This is a genomic window from Petrotoga sp. 9PWA.NaAc.5.4 (assembly GCF_002895485.1).
Lineage (GTDB): Bacteria > Thermotogota > Thermotogae > Petrotogales > Petrotogaceae > AZRK01.
On record NZ_AZRK01000002.1, the window covers coordinates 267,385 to 286,640 of the forward strand.

Genomic DNA, 19,256 nt, shown 5'->3' on the forward strand with positions numbered 1-19,256 from the left:
TAGTATACTAAGTAGAGGTTGTTAGTGAGGTGATAAACAATTATGTTTGAAAGTTTGCAAAAAAAACTTTCTGGAGTTTTTAAAAATCTTTCTGGTAAAGGGAAAATAACTGAAAAGAATATAAAAGATGCTGTCAGAGAAGTTAAAATGTCTCTGTTGGAAGCTGACGTGCATTATAAAGTGGTAAAAGAGTTTGTTGCAAAGGTTCTGGAAGAAGCCGTTGGTGAAAAGGTTCTTGAAAGTTTGACCCCTGATCAAGAATTTATAAGAATAGTTAGAGATAATTTGATAAAGTTAATGGGTAGTAAAGATAATAAGATAATTATTTCCAAAAATCCAGGTTTTATTATGTTAACAGGTCTACAAGGTAGTGGAAAAACTACTACTGCCGCGAAATTAGCTTATATGTATAAAAAGAAAGGAAAGAATCCTTTACTTGTTGCAGCTGATACCTATAGACCGGCAGCTATAGATCAATTGATGCAGTTAGGAGAAGATATAGGTGTTCCTGTTTATACAGGAGATAAAGTAAATGCAATTAAAATTGTGGAAGAAAGTAAAAAATATGCGGAAAAACTTCTACATGATGTAGTAATAGTTGATACGGCAGGAAGATTGCATATAGATGAAAATATGATGGAAGAGTTAGAGAAGATAAAATATATGATTAATCCTGATGAAATATTGATGGTTGTCGATTCAATGGTTGGCCAGGATGCTGTTAATTCAGCAAAAGAATTCAATGATAGGTTGGATATTTCAGGTTTTATAGTAACAAAACTGGATGGAGACTCTCGAGGTGGGGTTATAATTTCCATACGTTATATTACAGGTAAACCTATAAAATTAGTAGGTATAGGAGAAAAAATTGATGATTTAGAGGAGTTTTATCCAGAAAGGTATGCTGGAAGAATTTTAGGAATGGGAGATGTCCTTTCTTTTATAGAAAAAGTAGAGAAAGAAATAGACAAAAAGAAAGCCGAAGAAGATAGTGAAAGGTTTTTAGAAGGTAAATTTGATCTTGAAGATTTTCTTGATCAAATAAAGCAGATAAGAAAATTAGGTCCATTATCGAGTCTGTTAGAAATGATTCCGGGAGTTCCTAAGGAACAGGTAGATACATCTAAGGGTGAACAAGAATTAAAAAAATTTGAAGCAATAATTAACTCTATGACGCCACAGGAAAGAAAAAATCCAAGAATAATATCTTATTCAAGGAAGCAAAGAATTGCAAAGGGTAGTGGGACTACTCTTCAAGATATTAATAAACTTTTAAAATCGTATGAGCAATTGAAGAAAACAATGAAACAAATGAAAAATTTTAAGGGAAGAAAATTAATGAAAAATCTTCCTTTTTAATATAAATAAGGAAATAATATATAAAAATATATGGAGGTGCTTTAATGGTAAAAATTAGGTTAAGTAGAATGGGAAGGAGACATCAACCTTTTTATAGGATTGTTGTTGTTGATTCAAGAAACAAAAGAAGCGGAAAATATTTGGAATCTATAGGTTATTACGATCCTCTCAATGAGTCTAATCAATATAAAGTAGATGAAGATAAAGCTTTGGAATGGCTTTTAAAAGGTGCACAACCTACAGATACGGCAAGAAGAATTCTCAGAAAAATGGGGGTTATGAAAAGGTTTGACCAAATAAAGTATGAGGCAAGAAAAAATAAAGAAAATAAAGTGAATGAAAATGTCGCTGTGGAACAAGGTGAAATTAATCAATGAAAGAGTTGCTTAACGATATATTAACGAGAATTGTAAAACATCCAAATGAAGTGAAAATAAAAGAAAGTGACGAAGGAGAAAATATTGTTTTTGAAATTTATGTGAATTCTGAAGATGTGGGACAAATTATAGGAAAAGATGGTAGGACCATTAAATCCATAAACATTTTGTTAAATGCTGCAAAGAAGGATCAAGACAAAAAGTTTATTTTAAAAGTTGTTAGGTGATTACTTTGGAAACAATTGAAAGTTTGTTGAGTAATAAAATCTCGGTAGGGAAGATTGTGAATAGCCATGGAGTAAGAGGAGAAGTTAAGTTTTTACCTTTTACAAATATAGAGGAAATGGTAAAAAACTTGAATGAAGTTTTTTTATATAATCCTGTTACTAAAAAATATTTATATAGTAAAGTATTGAATATAAAAAATTTGAATAGATTCTTTGTTCTTTCTTTAAGGGGAGTAAAAGGGTTAGATGAAGCTAAAAAAATGATTGGTTTTCAAATCTTTGTTGAAAAAGATGAGCTTCCCAGGCTTGAAGAAGATGAATATTACTGGTATGAAATTTTAGATGCAGAAGTTTACTATGAAGATGGTGAATATGCGGGTAAAGTTGTGGAGGTTATTCAAACTGGTGCTAATGATGTTATTTCTATAGAAAAAAATGATGGGTATAAAAAAGAAGAAACCCTCATACCTATGACAGATTATTATATAATAGAAATCAATAAGAAAGAAAAGATAATAAAAGTTCGAAAAATTGAGTGGTATGAAAATGAATCTGAAGAAGATTGAAATTAGTGTACTAACAATTTTTCCCGAAGCGTTTCAGATAATTACTCAAATTGGAGTTATTAAAAAAGCAATTCAAAAACAAATAGTTAACTTTGAAGTTTTGAATTTAAGAGATTACACTACAGATAAACATAAAGTTACTGATAGACCAGGCTATGGTGGTAAAAATGGAATGGTAATGTTAGCAGAACCTTTTTATAGATTTTATGATGAATATTTATTGAAAAAAGGAAGTAAACCCTACATTGTAATGCCATCACCTCAAGGGGAAACCTTGAACAATCAAATAGCTTTAGAGCTTGCAAAAAAAGAAGAGTTGATTTTTTTTTGTGGTAGATATGAAGGTATTGACGAAAGAGTAAGTAGATTGGTGGATAAAAAGATTTCGATAGGGGATTATGTTTTAACAGGCGGAGAACTTCCAGCGATGGTTATAATTGAAACATTGTTGAGATTTGTACCTGGTGTTGTAGGTTCACAAGAAAGTGTTGAAAACGACTCTTTTTATAATGGTCTTTTAGATTATTCTCATTACACAAAACCTGCTGAGTTTAGAGGCATGAAAGTACCTGAAGTATTACTAAGTGGTGATCACAAAAAGATAGAACTATTTAGAAAAAAAGAAAGTTTGTTAAAAACTATTTTAAAAAGGCCGGATCTTTTCCGAAAAAAAGATTTGAATGAAGAAGAGAAGGATCTTTTAATAGAGATTATAATAGAATTGTATGATAGAAGTTTTGGCAAAAATGATAAGGAGAACTTTGATGATTAATAAAGTTTATGTTGCTTTGATTCATTATCCTATATTAAAAAAAGATGGTTCAATAGTTTCTACGGCAGTTACTAATTTTGATATTCACGATATTTCAAGAACATGCAGAACTTATAATGTGAAGAACTATTTCCTTGTAAGCAATTTGCCTGCACAAAGAAAGATTGTTGAAAGGGTTGTTGAATATTGGACAAAAGGGTTTGGTAGTGATTATAATCCCAATAGGAAAGATGCGTTAGACATATTTCGTATTGAAAGTTATTTAGAAGATGTGATTGAAAAGATTGAAAAGATAGAAGGAATAAAGCCTAAAATTGTTTTCACGTCTGCAAAACCAAGAAACAATGTAGTCACCTTTAGTGAATTGTCACAGGTAATTAGAAGGGCAGAGGATCCTATTCTTATTCTTTTTGGAACGGGTTGGGGTATGCCTGAAGAAATTAGAGAAATATGTGATTATGATTTAGAACCAATAAGGGCAAAATCTGATTTTAATCATCTTTCAGTTCGAGCGGCTGTGGCCATTACACTTGATAGATTGATTGGAGAAGAAATTTGTTATAATTCTTGAATATATTTGGATCCATGGAGATAGACTAAATAATAAATAATTAAGGATTTAGGAGGTTTTGAAAATGGACAGATTGATAAATTCAGTTGAAACAAATTATAAGAAGGAAAATATTCCAGAGATTAGACCAGGAGATACGGTGAGAGTTAATGTAAAAGTAGTAGAAGGAGAAGGATCAAAGCAAAGAGAAAGGATACAACCTTTTGAAGGGATTGTTATTAAAATTAAAGGAGCCGGAATAGGAAAAACTTTTACGGTGAGAAAAATAGGAGCAGATAGAATAGGTGTTGAGAGAATATTTCCGTTTCATTCTCCAACTATAAATAGTGTTGAGGTTATTAAGAAAGGAAAAGTAAGAAGAGCAAAACTTTATTATTTAAGGGACGTTAAAGGTAAGATTCGAATCAAAGAGAGGAAGGATTGAGCCTTTTGAAAGAGGCTACTAAGAAAAAAATAAAAGATGAAACACTTGATTGGATTTACGCAATAATATATGCATTAATATTTGGTACTATCATTAGGTTATATGTCTTTGAGACTATGATGGTACCTACTCCTTCTATGGTGCCAACTATTCAAGTTTATGATAGATTATTTGTAGAAAAAGTTACTTATGAATTTACAGAACCAAAAAGAGGCGAAATAGTTGTATTTTGGACTCCTTTTGTTGATATAAGAGCTCAACAGCAATTGAGAGCATTTGATAGGTTTATGGATTTTTTCGCGCCTTCTGAATTTGAGGGGCATGTGAAATATGTAAAAAGATTAGTTGGTAAGCCAGGAGATACTCTTAGGTTAGTACCCGTTGGGAGTGAATTTTGGGAAAATATTAAAAGTGGAAAGATTGCCGATATTCCCGAATGGTTAGATTTTATAATAACATATTATGAAAGTGTAGATTACATTCCATCTCAAATAAAAAATAAAGTATCTTTATTAGAAATAAATGGTGAAATTAGGCCTGAATTCGAGAATATTTATTATTTACGTGACGCCATCTTTGAAGATCCAAACTTTTTTGAATATATAGCGTATCCAGAAAAAAATAGCTATGAAATATCTACTTCCAATATATTTTTTATGTACAAGGATAATTTTACAAGTAGATTAATTTTAGGAAAGCCTACATTAATGTGGTATCAAGAAATGAGAGATACGTTATTATTTACAGATTTCTATGAAAAAGAGCTTGCTAAGTTAAATTTGAAGAGTTTAATTTTTAAAGATGAGGAAGGATTAGTAAACGTTAAAGTCCCAGACGGCTATTATTTCTTTATGGGCGATAATACGTTAGAAAGTCAAGATAGTAGATTTTTTGGATTTGTACCCGTAGAAAATGTCATTGGTACTACTTTTTTAAGGATTTACCCTTTTGAAAGGTTTGGAAAGATTTAAAAAATCAAGCATCTATTAATTTTAGCATAATAAAATTAAAACCGCCTATGGGCGGTTTTTTAGATTTCAAAATTATAGAAGATATATTTGGCGGAGACGGTGGGACTCGAACCCACAAGGGGAGTTACCCCATCGGTTTTCAAGACCGACGCCTTAGCCAATTAGGCTACGTCTCCATCACAAATTTTAGACTATTAGACTATAAAAAATTTTATCATAAAAGAAGGGAATTGTCAATGGAATTGTCTCCTAAAGAACTGGAAAATCTAAATAATTATATAAAAATGCTCATAAACTATCCCATAAATTTGACATCTTACAAAGATGAAAAAAAGGCTTTTGAAAATCTTATTTTAGATAGTTTAATTCCTGTCATGAAAGATGAAAGATTTTTAAACTCTCAAAATGTTGTAGATGTGGGTACAGGTGGAGGAATACCTGGTATAGTGTGGGCAATATGTTTCCCAAACAAAAAATTTTATCTTGTTGACAGTACAAGAAAAAAAATACAAGCTGTACGCTTGTTTATCAAAAAATTAAATTTGAAAAATGTCGAAGTATTTGATGAACGTGTTGAAGTTTTTGCTAAAAAATATAAAGAATTTTTTGATTATGCAACTTGTAAAGCTTTATCAAGAAGCGATATTGCTTTGGAGTATTTATCTCCCTTAGTTAAAATTGGTGGAACAATAGCTCTTTTTAAAGGGCCTTCTTATTTCTCGGAAGAAATAATATATGTTGAAAGAGTTGAAAAAATTTTAAAGGTTAAAAAAGAGTATGAAATTGAATATGAAGTAGGAAACGGAGAAATAAAAAAACGTTATTTAGTAATTTTTAAAAAAGTTGGAAAGATACCTCAGAAATTTCCCAGAGAAATCGGGTTTGCAAAGAAATATCCTTTGGGGGAGTCAACAAATGATTAAAATAATAGTTGATGATTCTTACGAAGGGGCTATGAATATGGCATTGGATATGGTTTTGGCTGAACGTTGCTTACAACAAAAGATTTCTATACTTCGTATATACGAATGGAAGGTTCCAACTCTTTCTGTTGGGAAACATCAAAAAGTAGATAATATAGATTGGGAATTTCTTAGTAAAGAAGGCATAGATATTGTTAGAAGGCCAACAGGGGGAAGAGCTGTTTTACATAAGAACGAATTTACCTATTCATTTTCGACATTTTCAAGTAATAAAAATTTGCCTTCAGATATTTTAGGAAGCTACAAAAAGATATCTCATGCGTTGATAGAATCTCTTAAAAATTTAAATATTTATGCAACCCTTGAAACTTCAAAAAATCAGTGTTTGACGAAAGATATATGTTATGATGCATCGTCTTTATATGAAATAAAAGTCAACGGTAAAAAATTTATAGGCAGCGCACAATATCGAACAAAGGATTTTATTATACAGCATGGTTCTATTCCTTTGAAAATTGATTATGATAGATATATTAGATGTTTTAAATATTCACACCCAGATTTAATAAAAGAAAAAATCAAAAAAACGGTTATTGACTTATGTACAATAAAAAACACAATAATTTCTAAAAAAGAGTTGGCAGAATCTTTTAAAATTGGGTTTGGATTAATTTTTAATGAGCAAATTATATTTTCATCACTCGAAATAGATGAAATAGAAAAAGCTAACAATATTAAAGAAACATTTGAAATTCATCTCTGAGGAGGAAAAGATTTAACGATTTGGTCTACAAAAGGTGTGAGACTTTGTTTAGTTATCAAAGTAGCATATTCAATATTAATCCATTCTTTCATCCATTTTTCAGCGTTAGATTCTGGAATAAGTTTGTTTTCTTTAAAAAGTTCTGTATTTTGAGCAGAGTTTAAAATTTTAGCGAAAATATCTGAAACAAAAACTTCAGAAGCCTCTCTAATGTTTGTATTTGAAGTATTAATTCCTGTTAAATTAAAGGCGGGACCTATTCCTTGCATTTACATCACCACCAAATCCGCATATATATAAGGGCTTGCTGCTTGTATAATAGCTATTATGTCTTGAGGGGTTGCCCCACTTGTTTTCAATGCTGTTATTAAATTAGCAACTGTCGCGGGTTTACCACTTATTTGGCCTTTTTCTACGCTTACACTAAAATTTCCGTAGCTGACAGTAAAATTGTCTATAACAACTTCTCCTCCGAGGATAATTGTTCCTGTTTTTTCATTAATAACTATTTTAGCCTTTACATCAGGAGTTACTTCTATTTCTTCTATAAGGGCTAAAAAAGAGATAATATCGTCTTCAAAATAATCTGGTACAGTGATCCTTATGGACGAAGGATCTACTGCTTGAGAAATTTTAAATGAAAATGCAGTATTTATAGCTGTTGCGACTCTTGCGGCTGTGGTAATATCGGGCTGTTTTAAGTTGATGGTTACTGTATTATCTTTAACTATATTTGCTGGTATCTCTCTTTCAATTATTGCTCCTTGAGGAACATACCCAACGACTTTATACCTATTTTGTAAATTAGAGGTAGTTCTTACATTGGTTCCACCTGTTAAGACATTTCCTTGGGCTACTGCATAGACCTTATTGTCGGCACCATAAAGAGGTGTTTGCATCAATACACCATTTTCGAGAGATCTGGAATCACCTATTGCAGCCACAGTTACATCTAACCTCATTCCTTCCTTATAAAAAGAGGGAATATCGGCAAAAACCATAACAAGGGCAGTATTTTTTGTTTCAATGTAAGAGTCTAAATAGATGTTGAAATTAACAAGCATGTTGTTCAACATTTCTGAAGGGACGTCTCCCGAGTCTCCTGTTCCACTTAAGCCTGTAACCAAACCTATTCCAAATAGTTGGTTATCTCTGGCCCCTCTAAAGTTAGAAATATCTTTTATTCTAACAGCTGAAAAAGAGTAACTACTTAAAATTAAAAAAATAATCATAAAAAGACTTGAAAAAATATATAATTTTTTCATCTTTATACACCTCTAAAAGAATATATTAGCTATTCCTGATAATATAGATGAAATCCAAGAAGGTTCATTAGGATCTTGCTGAAAAACTATATCTCCATCATACCAAATTTTTGCATTTACCAAACTGGAAGAAAAAACTGTTCCATCTTGGGCAATACTTTTAGGAGATACGTATCCCTCTACTATCATTGTATTTCTATTTTTACCGACTTTTATTTCTTTTTCACCTCTAACTTTTAATAATCCATTTTCATCTTTCTCTTGTATTACAGAAGATATGAACAATTGAACTTTTGCACTCGATGAAGCACTTTTTTGATTGTTTTGTACAGATATTTGAGTAGGATCAGATGCCCCTATTGGCAAGAAGTTTCTGAGATCAACTCCTCCTATGTTGTTAACGACTGAGCTGATTGAGTTAACAGAAGCTCCTTTGTAATTGGGAAAACTTTCAGTTAATGAAAGTGAAGGACTTTCGGAAACTACAATAGTGACAACGTCGCCAACATTGAAAACTTTATTGTAATTAAACATAGAATTAGCTTCTTCATCTTTTTTATTCCATAAAGATTCTGCAAAATAGATAGAAGAAAAAATGAAAGACATTAATAGAAAAAAGTAAATCTTAGTTTTTTTCATATTCTTGGCCTCCTAACTTAATAATCAAAGCGGGACCTTCTACTAATTGACCAGAAATAATAATCCCTGTTTCTGTATTTCGTGCACTGATAATTTCTCCAAAATTACCATTGGTCATAGACCTTGCAAAAGTTGTAACTTTTATACCATCAGCTTCAATTATTACAGATAAAATGTCCCCTGCTTTTATATCAGGTATCTTTTTTAGGTAAAGAGCATTTACTACTTCTCCTTTTTTAACATCTTTAGTTAATTCATATTTTCCAGAATTTAGTAAATTAACATCTACAGGCTTATAATTTATGTTTAGAATGTTATTTGTAGCTTGTTGGGTTAAAGATTCGTTTATTAAAGTTCCTCTTTTTAAATCTTGTGAATAAACAGGTATCTTTTGATATTTTGCTACTTCTACGATCGCAGACACATACCTAATTTTTTCGTTGTTTTCATTAATAGAAATATTTAAATAAATTTTATCGTTACTTTGAGATATTCTTGTGACATCTGCACTCACAATATTATTAGGTACATTTGTTATATTTATATTGTTTATGATAAGTTCTTTGTCGTATTCCTTAATAGTATCTCTTATAAAACTTTCTAAATTTATATATTCTAAATTATTTGTCGAATCTTTTTTATATATAATTTCAATAACTTCTGAGTCAAAAACTATTTCGTATTCTTCATAATAGCTATTTAATAAACCAAATAAAATTTTGAAAAGATCTTCTTTTTTATAAACGAGTTTATCGTTAACAATATAAGATATTGTTCTGTCAACCTTTATGTCTTCAAAGATATCTTTCAAGCTGAAAACTCGGTCTTCTGAAACAATTAAAGAAGGTACATGAAAAATTGTTTTAGAAAAAACGGATGAAAATAACTGGAAAAATAATAAAATAGTCAAAAATTTTAGTTTCAGAGTAACCACCACCTCAGTTGTACTGTTAGCTTATACTTGTATTAAAAAATTCTATCTTGCTAACAATTACCTCTTGATGTTTGAAACTGTTCTTAACATTTCATCAGCAGTGGTGATAGTTTTTGAATTTATATCGTATGCTCTTTGAGCAATTATCATATCCACCATTTCTTTAACTACATCCACGTTAGATTTTTCTAAATAACCTTGTTGTAATGAACCAAAACCATCTTGACCTGGTATACCTTCTGTAGGATTACCTGAGGCAGGTGTTTCTAAATAAAGATTATTACCCATCGGTTTTAATCCGGAAGGATTTAAAAATCTAACAGTTGTTATGTTTCCTACATTTTGTATAGATCCATCCCCTAAGGCAACGCTAACTATTCCATCAGGAGATATATTTATTCCTACAGCATTTTCTGGAATAACAATATTCGGAATTAACATAAGTCCATCACTTGTTGTAAGCCTTCCGTTAGCATCCATTTTGAAAGAACCGTCTCGAGTATAAGCAATTCTTCCATCTTGCATTTGTACTTGGAAGAAGCCGTCTCCCATTATTGCTAAATCTGTGGAGTTATCTGTTGGTTCAATATTTCCTAATGTAAAAATTCTTGTAGTTGCAGCTAATCTGGTTCCATGTCCAACGTATAATCCAGTCGGAAGAATAGAGCCTTGCGCAGTTGGAGTTCCCGCTTCTTTGACCGGTGAATAAAGTAAATCTTGAAATTCGGCTCTTTGTTTTTTATATCCTGTGGTATCTACGTTAGAAAGATTATTGGAAATAATGTCTAATTTTCTTTGTTCTGCATTCATACCTGTTGCCGCACTGTATAGCGAGACTAACATCTTTTCCCCTCCTATCTCAATAAGTTTTATCTTTTATTTAAAGTAAGTGTTAACTGCTCGATGCTATTTGAATAATTTTTTCATTCAAAGAATCTTCGCTCGTAATAGCTCTTTGCAATATATCAAATTTTCTGTTTGCTTCAATCATTTTTATCATTTCATTTAAAACATTTACATTAGAACTTTCTATATATCCTTGTTTTACTTCAAATAAGTTTGTGTCAGCTGCTTCTTCTCCTATATAATAGTTGTCACCATATTTTATCGGATTATTTAGGTTTACTATATTCAGCCTTATATTAGTACCAGAAATACTGCCATCTGAAAGTACAAAGAAATCAGCTGGATTTACTAATATACGATTGTTCTGGTTATCTAAAATATAATCACCGTTTTTATTTACAAGAAAACCATCTTGGTTTAACGTAAATTCTCCATTACGAGTATAATAATAATTGCCATTTCTTTCTACTTTAAAAAGACCTTCGCCATAGATAGCAAAATCAAAGTTGTTTTTCGTTTCTATCAAAGTCCCTTGTTCCATATTTGGAACAACCTCATCTAAAACTACAGAACTGTAAAGATTTCCAATCAAAATTCCTCTGTCATTTTCATCATGAAACACACTAATTTCTCTTTCATAAACACTTTTAAAGAGGTTGTAATCCTTTTTGTATCCTATGGTATCTGCATTAGCTAAATTATTTGAGATAGTGTTTAATTCGGCAAAAGAATTCAACATACCTGCAGTTGCAGAATATATTCCTCTCATTTTAATCTCCCTCTGTACTAATAAAATTAATTTACTTGGACCTTGTTTAATAATTCTACATTTTCTAACAAAATTCCTGTACCTTTTGCACAAGTTAAATGTGGATCTTCTGGAATATAGGTTCTAACGCCCGTTTGTTCGCTAATTAATTTACCTAATCCCCGAAGTCTTGCTATTCCACCAACAACTATAATACCGTTTTTCATAATATCTGCTGCCAATTCTGGAGGAGTTTTTTCTAATATATTTTTTATTTTGTTTATAATTTCATTTAAAACAGGTCTTATTGCATTAAAGATATCTTCAGAAGTTAATACCAACGAAGCAGGCAAACCTGTTTTTAAATTTTGCCCCTTTACCTCCATCTCAAGATTTTCTTCACTTGGATGTGCTTTACCTATATCAATTTTTAGTTTTTCTGCAGTTGCCTCACCTATATTAAACTTGTAGCGCCTTTTAATATATTTTACAATCTCCATATCCATAGCTTCTCCCGCTGTTTTTATAGTTTCACTTATCACACATCCTCCAAGACTTAAAACAGCGATGTCTGTTGTACCTCCACCTATATCAATTACAATATTTCCATTAGGTTCTGTTATATCAATTCCGCTTCCAATAGCTGCTGCTAAAGGTTCACTTATTAGATAAACTTTTGAAGCTCCAACTCTTGAACCTGCTTCTTTGACAGCTCTTCTTTCTACATCTGTTGTTAGAGCTGGAATACCAATTATTAATCTTGGCTTATACATACCGAGTCCCTGAGATTTAGCTTTTTTTATAAAAAATCTTAGTATTTCTTCGATAATATTAGGATCAGTTATCACCCCATCTTGAACAGGCCTTACAATTTGTATCTGCTGAGGAGTTTTTCCCATCATTTCTTTAGCTTCTCTTCCAATAGCTATCATATTTTTTTTGTTTTTGTCAATTGCAACAACAGATGGTTCTTCAATAATTATTCCTTTTCCTCTTTGGTAAACAACGAATGTTGCTGTCCCTAAATCTATACCCAGATCAGATTTTGCCATATTTAACCTCCTAAGTTAGTTAAAGTTAACCACTTTAGAAATTGTAAAACTTACATTTTATAAATTTTTTGAATTTCAATTTTTTCAAAAATACCTCTATAACCCTGATACTCACTAACTGTCTATTTTTTTAACTTCTCTGTATAAATCAAAATCTTATTTTATAAGCTGATTCCCAATTGTGTAATCGGGTTTAAGTGGTTTATATATACAAGATTTCAATTTTATTTTATTAAAGACGCTCGTATAGACCATTTAATTGGGACGCCGTTATTGAAGATTTTAAGGACCAATTACCACTGCTCGTACAAGTACCCAGAAAGGGAGAAGATTTCCTCTCTGATTTCAAATTAAAAGTCAATAAATGTGCCTGGCGGGAGTCGAACCCGCATCTTTGGATCCGGAGTCCAATGCTTTATCCGTTAGGCTACAGGCACATTATTTTTGAAAAGTTTATTATTTGATTGAATTCATCTTTTTTATTGTTTTCTAAAATCACTAAGTCATAATAATTTTTCAAATCAGAAATTAAAGAAGTGCTTTTTATGTTTTTTGTACAATAAAACCAAAATATCCACGGATCCCTTGCAAATATGGAGATATTTTCTTTTTCCAAAGATAGATTCAAAGCTGTATCATATATCAAAATATCTTTATAATTTGAAAAATCTTCAGGCAATTCAAAGATTCGTTTTTCTTCTAATTCTATAGCGTTTTTAGTATTTGATAAAAAGATTGATAAAATTAATACGCTACTATTTTGGTCTTTGGATAATTTAATCTTTTTGGAAGATACTTTCCCTTTAAATTCGTTGTATAAGGACGAAGTAGTCAATCTTTCATCCACAAAGAAAATTTTACATTCAACAGTTTTTTTTAGTTTTATTGCTGCGTCTATAGTCAAACAAGTTTGCTTTGAATATCTTCCAGATAAAGAAATAGGAAGTCCAAATACCACTATAGAATTTTTTTTTAGCTCAAGTTTTTGAAAATAACTTTGTAAATCAACTGTTTTGACTGTATCTTTTGGCACAGCAATTTTTATATTATCATCAGAAACAGCTATTCCACAATGTTGTTCTCCATAGTCAACAGCGTAAATTTTCATCTTTTTAAAAGCTCCCATATTATGTTTTTTTCAATGATTAATGTTTTATAAAATATTCCATTATTCTCAAAAACTTTTAAAACTTTTTTTTCGTCTTTGTTAGAAATCATCAACACAGGAGAACATGCCTCTAAAACTGTTTTGGGGGCGGGGAATATTTTACTGAATATTTTTTCTTTTTCTAAAAGTTTTTTTGCTTCAATTAATTCATAATTCGTAATTATTATAACTTCATTTAAATCTAAAGTAGTTCTTAAATTTTCACTCAATTATACACCTCGTATGCCCACTTTAGAATTACTTCCCTTTAAAAAGTTTATCAATTTTCTTGTATCTAAATTTTCGTAAAAATCTATTGCATTTTTCAAAATCCAACTGTCTAAAATCCTATCTTTAAAATTTGAAGTTTCTTGAAGTTTTTTTATATCAAAAGAATCTATTAATTCTATTGAACTGTTGGATCTCTTTATTAATTCACCTTCTTCAAGAATATTTAAAACTGTATTTGTTAGTTCCTCATCATTCTTAAATAAATTTTCTGAAATTTCTTGAAAATTATTGGCACTTTTAAATTTTATAAAGTCATAAGTTTTTTTGAGTACTTTTAAAGAAGGATACCTTCTTGAATGCTCATACAACATTCTAATTTTGAACCTTTTATCATATCCAAAAATAATTGTAATTTTCTGATTTCTTGCAATGGGATTTGAAGTTAAATCTAACAATTCCACAACTGTTTTAGGTACATCAAAGATTAACAAAGTGGGTGGAAAGTTCTTTGTTTCCCATGCTATACCGTTATTTGAAAAAGAGGTAATATAAAAATATGCTAAATCTCTTTTAAATTTTTCTCTGGCAATAGTTTTTTCTCTAAAATTCATAGAATGATTGAAAACTTTTATACTGTTTTCATCTATGCTTAACTTTTTATCAAGCAACTTAATCAAAGACCTTTGCCTTTTTGGATCGTTCAAAATTAAAACTCTGCTGCTTTTTTCAGGGACAAATTCTTTAAGTAATTCAATTACATTATTATTTTCCTTTATTATTTCAAAGTTATTGTTGTTCGAAGAAGAAATTAGTATTTTATATCCATATCTTTTTAAGAGTTCTTTTAGGTTTTCATTGTAAAGTGAACTAAAAACACTAATGTTTTTTCTTTGAAGAACATATTTTCTGAATTCTACATATTCTTTCAATTTTTTTGTTATAGGATGATATAAAGAATAAAAAGGCTCATCTAAAATAATTTCGGAAGTTATAGATTCAAAAAAAGTTTGATTTTTTATGAATTGTGAGACTGTTAGAAAAAATATTTCGTATTTTAATAATAAATCTTCATCTTTAAAATTTTCTTTGTTATAAAAGATGATATTTTCTGGGAAATATGTGGATACTATTTTGTAAGAATGGTCCAACAAGCTCTTAGTTCCGCTGATTATTATAACTTTCTTTTTATTTGACAAACTTATATAAATTTTTTTTAAGATGGAATCATTTTTGATTTTACTTGGAAGAAACATAGCTACATTATCTTTGCTTAAATTATCATCTATAACTTCTATTTGAGATATTTTATTTAACTCTTCTCTTAATATTTTCGTAACTAGTAGTGTTTCATTTATTTTTTCATCTACAGTTTCTCCTTTTATTTTTAAATCATGAAAATAAAATTTCACATAACTATTCTTTAAGTTGTAAGAATTCTCTATTCTTAAGGTACCGATCCCGTCTAAAAAAAATTCTTTTTTCTCGTCATGATTTAATTCGAGTAACTTTTGTCCTAAATCATATCCTAATACATCTATAACTAAGGAATTATCCTTTTTTAGTATACCAGAAAAGTTTTGAGAGCCATTTCCAAAGAGTCTCAAATTTTCAAGCTTTGCGTCTTTTATTAAAAAAACAGGTTCTGGATTCATATATCCGAATGGTTCCAATCTTTCGACATCTTCAAACATTGAAGGAAAAATTTTGTCTATTTCCATATCTACGTCTATTGAATAAGAAAGGTGTTTATCACCATATAATTCTTTATAAGCGTTATTAGCGGTTTTTCTCAAATTATCTATATCTTTTGAAAAGAGTGAAAAACCGGCGGCAAGTTTATGTCCTCCAAAATCTTGAAGTATATTATTCTCATCGATTTTTTGTAATAGTTCTATAAGGTCTATTCCTTGAGGGCTTCTTGCAGAACCTTTACATATTTCTTTATTCTTGGATATCATTAATACTGGTTTGTTGTATTGATCAGTTAGCTTAGATGCGACTATTCCTAAGACTCCAAGATGCCAATTTTCTCCACTTAACACTAAAACGGGATCACCATGAAATTCTGGATTTAAGTCAATTTGGCTCAAAGCATACAGATAAATCTCTTTTTCAGTATTTTGCCTTTTTGAGTTGAGTTTGAGAAGATCAGACACAGCTTTTTTAATTTTTTCATCTTCCTCTATTGTTAACAATTTAAAAGCTGCGTAAGCATTTGCCATTCTTCCTGCGGCATTTATTTTTGGTGCTACTTTATAAGCGATAGTCCTCGAATTTATTTCAGAATCAACTATTTTCAATTCGTTTAGCAGCATTGAGACACCTTTGGAAGGGTTTTCTTTAATCTTTTCTAAGCCTTTTTTTACAAAATATCTGTTTTCTGATAATATAGGAACAATGTCTGCAATGGTTCCTATAGCTACCAAGTCTATGTATTCGAAAGGATTTAAAGATTTATCATTAGTCATAAATAGCGCTTGAAGTAATTTGAAAGCAACTCCTACACCTGCTAAATCTTTAAAAGGATATTTGTTATCTTCTCTTTTTGGATTTAAAATAGCATCGGACTTTGGTAATTTATCCTTTGGTAAGTGATGGTCTGTAACTATCACTTTCATGCCTAAAGATTTAGCATGTTCTATTTCCTTGATAGAAGTAGTACCACAATCAACAGTTACCAAAATGTTGTATCCTTTGTTTTTCAACTCAGAAATAGCTTTTTCATTCAAACTATAGCCTTCTTCAATTCTAGAAGGAATATAAGTAATAACGTCAAAGCCTAATTTTTTCATTCCTAAATAAAGAATAGAAGAAGATGTTACACCGTCCACATCATAATCACCAAAAATAGCTACTTTTTCTTTTTTTCTTTTTGCTTCCATTAAAATATTTATTGCTTTATCCATGTCGTTCATAAGGAAAGGATCGTACGTTTCCTTTTCAGGATGATTTAAAAAAATATCAGCTTTTTCGGGGATCTCTATATTTCTTGAAACTAAAAGTTTAGCTAAGAAATCAGAAATTCCCAAAACATTTTTTAGGTTTTTTGCAACTTGCTCTTTTTCTTTATAATAAGAAGCATTGAGGTTCCAAAAAACCTTCCATTGGTTATCCATATTAAATTCTCCCTTCTTTTTATTTTTTTCTTTATAATATATTATACATTACATTGTTTAAATCTCAAAAATTTAGTTTTTCAAAGTAACTTTTCCTCGGAGAAGGTTCTCCCCATGACAATATTTATATTTATTAAAAAATTTTTTATGTAGTGTATAATTAAATAGATTATAATAAAATAGATATTTTAAAAAATAAAACTTTCTAAATATAATTTTTAAAAAAGACAGAGGAGCGTTTATTAATGAAAAAAAAATTAATATTATTAATTTTCATAATGAACACTATAATATACTTTGCAATAGATATTCAAAGCATAGTAAATTTATCAAAAAATCCCGCTACTTTAGATATCTCGTGGGAATACTTTTTGAAATATATTCAAGAAAATCCTGAAGATGAAAAAATAACTTCTGTAGGGGAACTGATTTCGGCAAAATTATATTTTTACAATAAATATCGAAATTATAATTTTGTAAATTCCATTATTTCAGAAAATCTAAAGGATTTTTGTACCAATCTTGGAGTTTTGAGTTCGACTTTTAGAATACCTGCCGAAGATACTAAAAAGATAGTTTTTATTTTCCCACAACTACCTAAGGTTATTGAAAATATAATTAATACAGGAGAGTTTTCAGATAATTCGTATAAATATCTTTACAAATTAGAAGGGTTAAAAGACTATATAAACGTAAATAATTATGAAGTCTTCATTAAAAATGTTATTGAGAGTTCTATAAGGTCACCTGTATTTTTTGACGAAGATATGAAAGGATTTGTCGAGGCTTTTGTACCTAAGAATAATCTGTCTTTATTCGAACAGTTCATTTCTGAGTCAAGATACATGGTTTATGAAGAAAATTATTTGGGAGTTTACAAACTTTTGACGTTTTTAAAAGATAATAATTCTTTAAATAGGTCAATAATTATATATAATGAATTAGATAGATATTTTTCCATAAAGCAGAAACTAACTGAATTAAATAACAGGGTTTATTTTGTTGAAAAGCAAGAATTATCTTCTTTCATTACAGATATTTATAAAGTCGGAGAAGAACTTAAAAATTTGACAATAGAAAAAGGGCTTCTTTTTAACTTGTATTATTCATTATTAAAAAGTTTGAATGTTAAATTAGAAAATATTGAAGAGAAAGTACCTGTATATAACAATTTTGAAACTTTGTCCAAAGGTTTTAGTGATCAAATAAATTCAGAGATATTAAAGTTGCAAATGAACATAGTTCAAGTAAACGATTTAGGAATATCTCAGAATACAAAAAATTTGGCATACGTTGCGAATGATAACGATAAAAATGTTGATGATAACAAAGAAGTAGGCATATTTTTTTACCTTTTTACATCAATCTTTATTATCATTTTGTTTTTATTTATATATTTTGAAATGTTCCCTTCTTATTCAAAGATTAATTTCTTATGTAACGTAAGATTTGGAAAGTATGCGGTACATTTATCTGAAAAGTTAATATTAAAAAATCCAGAAGATTACAAAGCATTTTTAATTTTAGCTAAATCTTATGAAATTGCTGGAAATTATAATGCATCTGTAAATGCATACAAAACAGCTATGAATTTGAAAAGTAAATATGTAAAAGATTCAAATTTATAAGAATTAAATGGAATTGAGGTGGTTTTAACTGAATACTTTGATCATATCAACTACTTTAAAAGATATTGTTGTGATTTTGCATAATAGCAAAAATGAAATTTATAAAAAATTTATAACTGGTAAAAATTCTGGGAATTACTTACCAAAGGCTATACAAGAGATTTTAATAGAATCGGAAGTAAGTTTAAATGGGATAGAAAATTTTTGTATAGATATCGGACCAGGATCTTTTACAGGTATAAGAATTGCTATCTCTACCTTGCAAGGGATATTAATAAATTTTCCTAAAAAAGAAGTTTATACCTTTTTCTCTTCAGATGTTGTTAATCTATCAGCTCAAAAAAAATATGCAAATTATTTAAAAAATAAAAAAACGGCAGTTTTAAAAAGAGCGCGTGAGAATGCCGCATATATAAGTATATATCGAGGTATAAGAAGAATATTCGGACCTCAAATGGTATTTGAACAAAAATTCGAAGAATTGCTTAATAATTGTATATTATTGAACGAAGAGTCAAGTTATTTTAAAGAAAAAAATTGCTTGAAAAACGATATATTATATACGAATATCGATGAACAAGCAATTATAAAGGTTGCTTTGGGAAACGGAAAAGTAAAAATTAAAAATCTTTCTCCATTGTATCTTCAAAAACCTATAGCTGTTGAAAATTATGAAAAAAACAAACTTTGAAAAATT

The 19,256-nt window shown here is 29.6% G+C and carries 22 protein-coding genes and 2 tRNA genes; 12 read left to right on the top strand and 12 right to left on the bottom strand.

The genetic code is table 11. From position 1 onward, the window contains the following. Positions 1-42 precede the first annotated feature (42 nt). From ffh to lepB, 8 genes are all read left to right on the top strand, one after another. Entirely contained in the window at positions 43-1,359 is a 1,317-nt protein-coding gene (gene ffh / locus X924_RS02615) for a signal recognition particle protein (protein WP_121957389.1), read from the top strand. Between the two features lie 44 nt (positions 1,360-1,403). After that, entirely contained in the window at positions 1,404-1,736 is a 333-nt protein-coding gene (gene rpsP, locus X924_RS02620) for a 30S ribosomal protein S16 (RefSeq protein ID WP_121957390.1), read from the top strand. After that, positions 1,733-1,963, top strand: a complete 231-nt coding sequence (locus X924_RS02625; protein WP_121957391.1) for a KH domain-containing protein — start codon at positions 1,733-1,735, stop codon at positions 1,961-1,963. The genes rpsP and X924_RS02625 overlap by 4 nt, the downstream gene beginning before the upstream one ends. A gap of 5 nt (positions 1,964-1,968) precedes the next feature. Then, positions 1,969-2,529, top strand: coding sequence for a ribosome maturation factor RimM (gene rimM / locus X924_RS02630; protein ID WP_158245284.1), 561 nt, complete (start codon positions 1,969-1,971; stop codon positions 2,527-2,529). Beyond that, complete coding sequence (gene trmD / locus X924_RS02635; RefSeq protein WP_369826013.1) at positions 2,525-3,301, top strand: tRNA (guanosine(37)-N1)-methyltransferase TrmD; 777 nt, start codon at positions 2,525-2,527, stop codon at positions 3,299-3,301. The genes rimM and trmD overlap by 5 nt, the downstream gene beginning before the upstream one ends. Then, complete coding sequence (locus tag X924_RS02640) at positions 3,294-3,872, top strand: RNA methyltransferase (protein WP_121957394.1); 579 nt, start codon at positions 3,294-3,296, stop codon at positions 3,870-3,872. Before trmD ends, X924_RS02640 begins: the two co-directional genes overlap by 8 nt. A 64-nt stretch (positions 3,873-3,936) precedes the next feature. Beyond that, entirely contained in the window at positions 3,937-4,296 is a 360-nt protein-coding gene (gene rplS, locus X924_RS02645) for a 50S ribosomal protein L19 (RefSeq protein ID WP_121957395.1), read from the top strand. A 5-nt stretch (positions 4,297-4,301) separates the two neighbouring features. Then, positions 4,302-5,267, top strand: coding sequence for a signal peptidase I (gene lepB, locus X924_RS02650; protein WP_121957428.1), 966 nt, complete (start codon positions 4,302-4,304; stop codon positions 5,265-5,267). Between the two features lie 88 nt (positions 5,268-5,355). On the opposite strand, the gene X924_RS02655 is transcribed toward lepB, so the two are convergent. Then, positions 5,356-5,443 (bottom strand) — tRNA-Ser (locus X924_RS02655). Positions 5,444-5,503: 60 nt separating this feature from the next. On the opposite strand from X924_RS02655, the gene rsmG reads away from it, so the two are divergent. After that, positions 5,504-6,190 (top strand): 16S rRNA (guanine(527)-N(7))-methyltransferase RsmG, encoded by a 687-nt coding sequence (gene rsmG / locus X924_RS02660; protein ID WP_121957396.1) that lies wholly within the window; start codon positions 5,504-5,506, stop codon positions 6,188-6,190. Continuing rightward, on the top strand, positions 6,183-6,953 hold the full coding sequence (locus tag X924_RS02665) for a lipoate--protein ligase family protein (RefSeq protein ID WP_121957397.1): 771 nt from the start codon (positions 6,183-6,185) through the stop codon (positions 6,951-6,953). Before rsmG ends, X924_RS02665 begins: the two co-directional genes overlap by 8 nt. On the opposite strand, the gene X924_RS02670 is transcribed toward X924_RS02665, so the two are convergent. The 11 genes from X924_RS02670 to recJ all read right to left on the bottom strand — a co-directional run bounded on the left by X924_RS02670 (position 6,944) and on the right by recJ (position 16,931). Continuing rightward, a complete protein-coding gene (locus X924_RS02670) occupies positions 6,944-7,222 on the bottom strand; it encodes a hypothetical protein (RefSeq protein ID WP_121957398.1) in 279 nt (92 codons plus the stop codon). The genes X924_RS02665 and X924_RS02670 overlap by 10 nt on opposite strands. Next, positions 7,223-8,218: a flagellar basal body P-ring protein FlgI gene (locus X924_RS02675; protein ID WP_121957399.1), complete on the bottom strand. Its 996-nt coding sequence runs from the start codon at positions 8,216-8,218 to the stop codon at positions 7,223-7,225. It lies immediately after the preceding gene. A gap of 12 nt (positions 8,219-8,230) precedes the next feature. After that, entirely contained in the window at positions 8,231-8,857 is a 627-nt protein-coding gene (locus X924_RS02680; RefSeq protein ID WP_121957400.1) for a flagellar basal body L-ring protein FlgH, read from the bottom strand. Next, positions 8,844-9,668 carry a flagellar basal body P-ring formation chaperone FlgA gene (gene flgA / locus X924_RS02685; protein ID WP_158245285.1) on the bottom strand — a complete coding sequence of 275 codons (825 nt, stop codon included), beginning with the start codon at positions 9,666-9,668 and terminating at the stop codon, positions 8,844-8,846. Before flgA ends, X924_RS02680 begins: the two co-directional genes overlap by 14 nt. 180 nt (positions 9,669-9,848) lie before the next feature. Continuing rightward, positions 9,849-10,634: a flagellar basal-body rod protein FlgG gene (gene flgG / locus X924_RS02690; RefSeq protein ID WP_121957402.1), complete on the bottom strand. Its 786-nt coding sequence runs from the start codon at positions 10,632-10,634 to the stop codon at positions 9,849-9,851. A gap of 49 nt (positions 10,635-10,683) precedes the next feature. Next, complete coding sequence (locus X924_RS02695) at positions 10,684-11,406, bottom strand: flagellar hook-basal body protein (RefSeq protein ID WP_121957403.1); 723 nt, start codon at positions 11,404-11,406, stop codon at positions 10,684-10,686. Positions 11,407-11,432: 26 nt separating this feature from the next. Beyond that, on the bottom strand, positions 11,433-12,437 hold the full coding sequence (locus tag X924_RS02700; RefSeq protein WP_121957404.1) for a rod shape-determining protein: 1,005 nt from the start codon (positions 12,435-12,437) through the stop codon (positions 11,433-11,435). A gap of 365 nt (positions 12,438-12,802) precedes the next feature. Beyond that, a tRNA-Arg gene (locus tag X924_RS02705) sits at positions 12,803-12,874 on the bottom strand. Then, a complete protein-coding gene (locus X924_RS02710) occupies positions 12,865-13,545 on the bottom strand; it encodes a RuvX/YqgF family protein (protein WP_158245286.1) in 681 nt (226 codons plus the stop codon). The genes X924_RS02705 and X924_RS02710 overlap by 10 nt, the downstream gene beginning before the upstream one ends. Next, a complete protein-coding gene (locus X924_RS02715; protein WP_121957406.1) occupies positions 13,542-13,814 on the bottom strand; it encodes a putative Se/S carrier-like protein in 273 nt (90 codons plus the stop codon). The genes X924_RS02710 and X924_RS02715 overlap by 4 nt, the downstream gene beginning before the upstream one ends. After that, positions 13,815-16,931: a single-stranded-DNA-specific exonuclease RecJ gene (recJ, locus tag X924_RS02720; RefSeq protein WP_121957407.1), complete on the bottom strand. Its 3,117-nt coding sequence runs from the start codon at positions 16,929-16,931 to the stop codon at positions 13,815-13,817. A gap of 245 nt (positions 16,932-17,176) precedes the next feature. Here recJ and X924_RS02725 point away from each other — a divergent pair, with 245 nt between their 5' ends. Together X924_RS02725 and tsaB are read left to right on the top strand one after the other, a co-directional pair. Next, the gene (locus tag X924_RS02725) at positions 17,177-18,559 is read left to right on the top strand and encodes a hypothetical protein (RefSeq protein ID WP_121957408.1); all 1,383 of its coding nucleotides are present in this window, start codon (positions 17,177-17,179) and stop codon (positions 18,557-18,559) included. A gap of 37 nt (positions 18,560-18,596) precedes the next feature. Beyond that, on the top strand, positions 18,597-19,250 hold the full coding sequence (gene tsaB / locus X924_RS02730) for a tRNA (adenosine(37)-N6)-threonylcarbamoyltransferase complex dimerization subunit type 1 TsaB (protein ID WP_158245287.1): 654 nt from the start codon (positions 18,597-18,599) through the stop codon (positions 19,248-19,250). Positions 19,251-19,256: the final 6 nt, after the last annotated feature.

Excerpts from the sequence above, each read along its gene's own strand:
- X924_RS02700 (WP_121957404.1), bottom strand. The coding sequence starts at position 12,437 with ATGGCAAAATCTGATCTGGGTATAGATTTAGGGACAGCAACATTCGTT.
- rplS (WP_121957395.1), top strand. The coding sequence starts at position 3,937 with ATGGACAGATTGATAAATTCAGTTGAAACAAATTATAAGAAGGAAAAT.
- X924_RS02695 (WP_121957403.1), bottom strand. The coding sequence starts at position 11,406 with ATGAGAGGAATATATTCTGCAACTGCAGGTATGTTGAATTCTTTTGCC.
- X924_RS02725 (WP_121957408.1), top strand. The coding sequence starts at position 17,177 with ATGAAAAAAAAATTAATATTATTAATTTTCATAATGAACACTATAATA.
- rsmG (WP_121957396.1), top strand. The coding sequence starts at position 5,504 with ATGGAATTGTCTCCTAAAGAACTGGAAAATCTAAATAATTATATAAAA.
- X924_RS02665 (WP_121957397.1), top strand. The coding sequence starts at position 6,183 with ATGATTAAAATAATAGTTGATGATTCTTACGAAGGGGCTATGAATATG.
- recJ (WP_121957407.1), bottom strand. The coding sequence starts at position 16,931 with ATGGATAACCAATGGAAGGTTTTTTGGAACCTCAATGCTTCTTATTAT.
- X924_RS02675 (WP_121957399.1), bottom strand. The coding sequence starts at position 8,218 with ATGAAAAAATTATATATTTTTTCAAGTCTTTTTATGATTATTTTTTTA.
- flgG (WP_121957402.1), bottom strand. The coding sequence starts at position 10,634 with ATGTTAGTCTCGCTATACAGTGCGGCAACAGGTATGAATGCAGAACAA.
- ffh (WP_121957389.1), top strand. The coding sequence starts at position 43 with ATGTTTGAAAGTTTGCAAAAAAAACTTTCTGGAGTTTTTAAAAATCTT.
- rpsP (WP_121957390.1), top strand. The coding sequence starts at position 1,404 with ATGGTAAAAATTAGGTTAAGTAGAATGGGAAGGAGACATCAACCTTTT.
- X924_RS02670 (WP_121957398.1), bottom strand. The coding sequence starts at position 7,222 with ATGCAAGGAATAGGTCCCGCCTTTAATTTAACAGGAATTAATACTTCA.
- X924_RS02710 (WP_158245286.1), bottom strand. The coding sequence starts at position 13,545 with ATGAAAATTTACGCTGTTGACTATGGAGAACAACATTGTGGAATAGCT.
- X924_RS02680 (WP_121957400.1), bottom strand. The coding sequence starts at position 8,857 with ATGAAAAAAACTAAGATTTACTTTTTTCTATTAATGTCTTTCATTTTT.
- X924_RS02625 (WP_121957391.1), top strand. The coding sequence starts at position 1,733 with ATGAAAGAGTTGCTTAACGATATATTAACGAGAATTGTAAAACATCCA.
- X924_RS02640 (WP_121957394.1), top strand. The coding sequence starts at position 3,294 with ATGATTAATAAAGTTTATGTTGCTTTGATTCATTATCCTATATTAAAA.